Below are 3,440 nucleotides of genomic sequence, written 5' to 3'. Positions count from 1 at the left end.
CTGCGATGCTTGCAGAATAACAAAGGACAGCCCAAATCAAAAGGACTGTCCTTTAGGTAGTGGTATGCTCGGCATGAGCTTAATCTAATGGGTGCAAGTCCCTAACAAGCCCTAATAGCGGGAATTGTATAGCCAATAGCAAGGGTGTCCACTGCGAGGTGGAATCTGAAAGAAGCTGGCGGCAAACATCTGACCTAACGTACAGAAACTTCATATAAGGCATTTGACCATGGATGAGATTGCCACACAAATCAAAGTCCTATAGCTATTCGGAATGGTTGGTGTAAATGAAGTGGGTATAAGATGGAAAGAATAAGCCCTTATCCGAGGAGGTCTCACGGACATGACGATTAGTTGCCTTTACGAAAGTCATGGAGTAAAGCTTGCCGTGAGAAGTCAGCAGATGCCATAGTAGTGGAGTCCTCGATAACGCTCCATGAAGGGCAGAACCTATAAATTAAACGATAGTAATTGAAACGTACCTTATGAAGGAAAGAATGCAGAAAACATTGGCAGAAGTCAAGGGCTACCCACAGAAAGATAGGACGGAATCCGAAGGATATGTGGGAGCGCAGACCTTCATGTGGATATGTGAAGACAACATCGTGGAAGTACCATTCGACAAGGAACACTTATTGGAGCGCATCATCAGTCCTGATAACCTACTCAAAGCCTACAAGGCTGTGCAGCGTAACAGGGGCTGTAGCGGTATCGACAAGATGTCATGTGAGCAAATGCTCCCTTGGCTCTTGGCTAATAAGGATGCCCTAATCCGTTCCTTGCTTGACGGTTCATACCGTCCGAACCCAGTAAAAAGGGTAGAGATACCCAAAGACAATGGAAAGATGCGCCTGTTGGGCATCCCCACGGTCATAGACCGTCTGGTTCAACAAGCCATCAACCAGACCCTAACTCCCATCTATGAGCGTCAATTCTCTCCAAGAAGCTATGGCTTCCGTCCGAGAAGAGGCTGCCATGATGCCATAAGAAGTGCTCAGAAAATAATCGATGATGGCTACATTTATGTGGTTGACCTCGACTTGGAGCGTTTCTTCGACACGGTGAGCCACAGTAAACTCATAGAAATCCTCAGCCGCACGATAAAGGACGGTAGGGTGATAAGCCTTATCCACAAATATCTCCGCAGTGGTGTGATGAACAAAGGTATGTTCGAGGCAAGTGAGGAAGGCACTCCCCAAGGAGGACCGTTAAGTCCGCTTTTGAGCAACATCATGCTCAACGAGTTGGACAAGGAACTCACAAGCCGAGGTCTCCCTTTTGTCCGCTATGCCGATGACTCGATGATATTTTGTAAGTCCAAGCGTGCAGCCAAACGCGTGAAGGAATCTGTAACCCGATTCATCGAAGGAAAACTTCATCTGAAGGTGAACAGGGACAAGACAGTTGTGTCCTATGTGCAAGGTGTGAAATACCTTGGTTACTCCTTTTATGTAATGAAAGGCAAATGCCAACTCACGGTACACCCAAAAGCCAAATCCAAGATGAAAACCAAACTCAAGGAATTGACTTCCCGAAGCAATGGTTGGGGATATGCCAAGAGGAAGCAAAAACTTGAAGAGTACATAAGGGGATGGGTAGGTTACTATCACCTTGCCAACATGAAACGTTTCCTCATGGAAACTGACGAGTGGCTAAGGCGACGGCTACGTATGTGTATATGGAAGTCGTGGAAGAGGGTGAAAACGAGAATTGCCAACTTGATAAAGTGTGGTATAGATAAGTACCAAGCTTACATGTGGGGCAATAGTCGTTTGGGTTATTGGCGCATAGCTGGTAGTTACATACTATGTCGTGCGATAACCAATGAAAGGTTGAGCATGGCAGGCTATGCTACATTGATGGGTTCATACATCGAATGGCACCCAAAATAGGAACCGCCGTATGCGGAACCGCATGTACGGTGGTGTGAGAGGTCGGAAAACGAAAGTAGGAGAAAAACTACTTCGTTTTCCTCCTACTCGATTAAAATAAACTGTGTCACGCATTATTTTTTCTCTATAAACTCATCGGTCGGGGAACGGCCAGCGCCAAGGGGCGGGACCACCCGTCCCGACGAGCGTAAAATTACAATAATTTAAATCGCTCTCCAAACTTTATGGCTAATTGTTGCGAGATTGTAGCCCAGTTAGCCAATGGCATGGTCCACTTCTTCCGTATATTGCGGTATGCAAGATAAACCAGTTTTTCAAGGGCTGTATCCGATGGGAACACGCCCTTGTTCTTTGTAACCTTACGTATCTGTCTGTGATAACCTTCAACGGTATTTGTAGTATATATAAGTTTACGTATTGCCGGAGTATATTGGAAGTATTCAGACAACTTATCCCAGTTCTCCTGCCAGGACCTGATAACGATAGGATACTGTTCACCCCATTTTTCATCCAGCTTGAGAAGTTCATTCTCTGCAGATTCTTTATTTACAGCCTGGTAGACGCATTTTAAATCCTTAAGGAATTCCTTCTGATTTTTGGAGCCTACATACTTAATGGAATTACGTATCTGATGTACTATACAAAGCTGTACGGCAGTGTCAGGATAAACACTTTGAATGGCTTCAGGAAAACCCTTCAAACCATCTATACAGGCTATGAGAATATCTTCCACTCCACGATTCTGAAGATCTGTCAGGACACTAAGCCAGAAGTTAGCGCCTTCATTTTTAGATATATACATACCAAGAAGTTCTTTGTGCCCATCCATATCAATACCTAATACATTATAGATTGCACGGGATACTGCACAACCGCGTTCATCTGTCACTTTATAGTGAATGGCATCCATCCAGACTATTGGATAAACTGAATCCAACATACGGGATTTCCATGCCTTTATTTCCGGAAGTACACGGTCGGTTATGGAACTAATTGTATCTGCAGAAACACGATTGCCAAGGTTTTCTTCCATCCAATCACTGATTTCCCTTGTGCTGTTTCCCATTGCATAAAGACCTATTATACGGTCGGCAACTCCTTCTGCAAGAATTGTCTCGCGTTTCTTTATAAACTGAGGTTCAAAACTTGAATTACGGTCACGAGGGGTGGAAACTGTAACCTCACCCAATGGAGTCTGCACCTGCTTCTGCATCTTACCATTACGGCGGTTACCCAATTGACGTTCTGCGTCTGTAAGATGGGCGTCCATCTCACCTTCCAAGGCTGCATTTAGGATACTTTCCAATAAAGGAGCAAATGCACCATCTTTACCTAACAAAGGCTTACCTGCTTTAAGTTGTTCGATTGCCTTGTTCTTGATACTCTCAAAATCAAATTCTTCTTTCATAAATAAACTGTGTTAGCAAAGTTAATATTTTATTTCTTTGCTGACACAGTTTAATTTACATCCTCGTCCTTTATTCATAAATCGTTTTTTTCTGTTCCTTGGGAGATAGTCCCATCTGGCGATTGACACTTTTGCTTACT

2 protein-coding genes are annotated in these 3,440 nt (G+C 44.1%); one reads left to right on the top strand and one right to left on the bottom strand.

The genetic code is table 11. From position 1 onward, the window contains the following. Window positions 1–485 precede the first annotated feature (485 nt). Entirely contained in the window at window positions 486–1,892 is a 1,407-nt protein-coding gene (gene ltrA / locus KTQ90_RS12950) for a group II intron reverse transcriptase/maturase (RefSeq protein WP_217318773.1), read from the top strand. A gap of 193 nt (window positions 1,893–2,085) precedes the next feature. Here ltrA and KTQ90_RS12945 read toward each other — a convergent pair whose 3' ends face one another. Continuing rightward, a complete protein-coding gene (locus KTQ90_RS12945; protein WP_217318772.1) occupies window positions 2,086–3,300 on the bottom strand; it encodes an IS256 family transposase in 1,215 nt (404 codons plus the stop codon). Between the last annotated feature and the right edge of the window lie 140 nt (window positions 3,301–3,440).

This window comes from Leyella stercorea (assembly GCF_019052365.1).
Classification (GTDB): domain Bacteria; phylum Bacteroidota; class Bacteroidia; order Bacteroidales; family Bacteroidaceae; genus Prevotella.
This window is presented reverse-complemented; position numbering and strand designations above follow the sequence as displayed.

Excerpts from the sequence above, each read along its gene's own strand:
- ltrA (WP_217318773.1), top strand. The coding sequence starts at position 486 with ATGAAGGAAAGAATGCAGAAAACATTGGCAGAAGTCAAGGGCTACCCA.
- KTQ90_RS12945 (WP_217318772.1), bottom strand. The coding sequence starts at position 3,300 with ATGAAAGAAGAATTTGATTTTGAGAGTATCAAGAACAAGGCAATCGAA.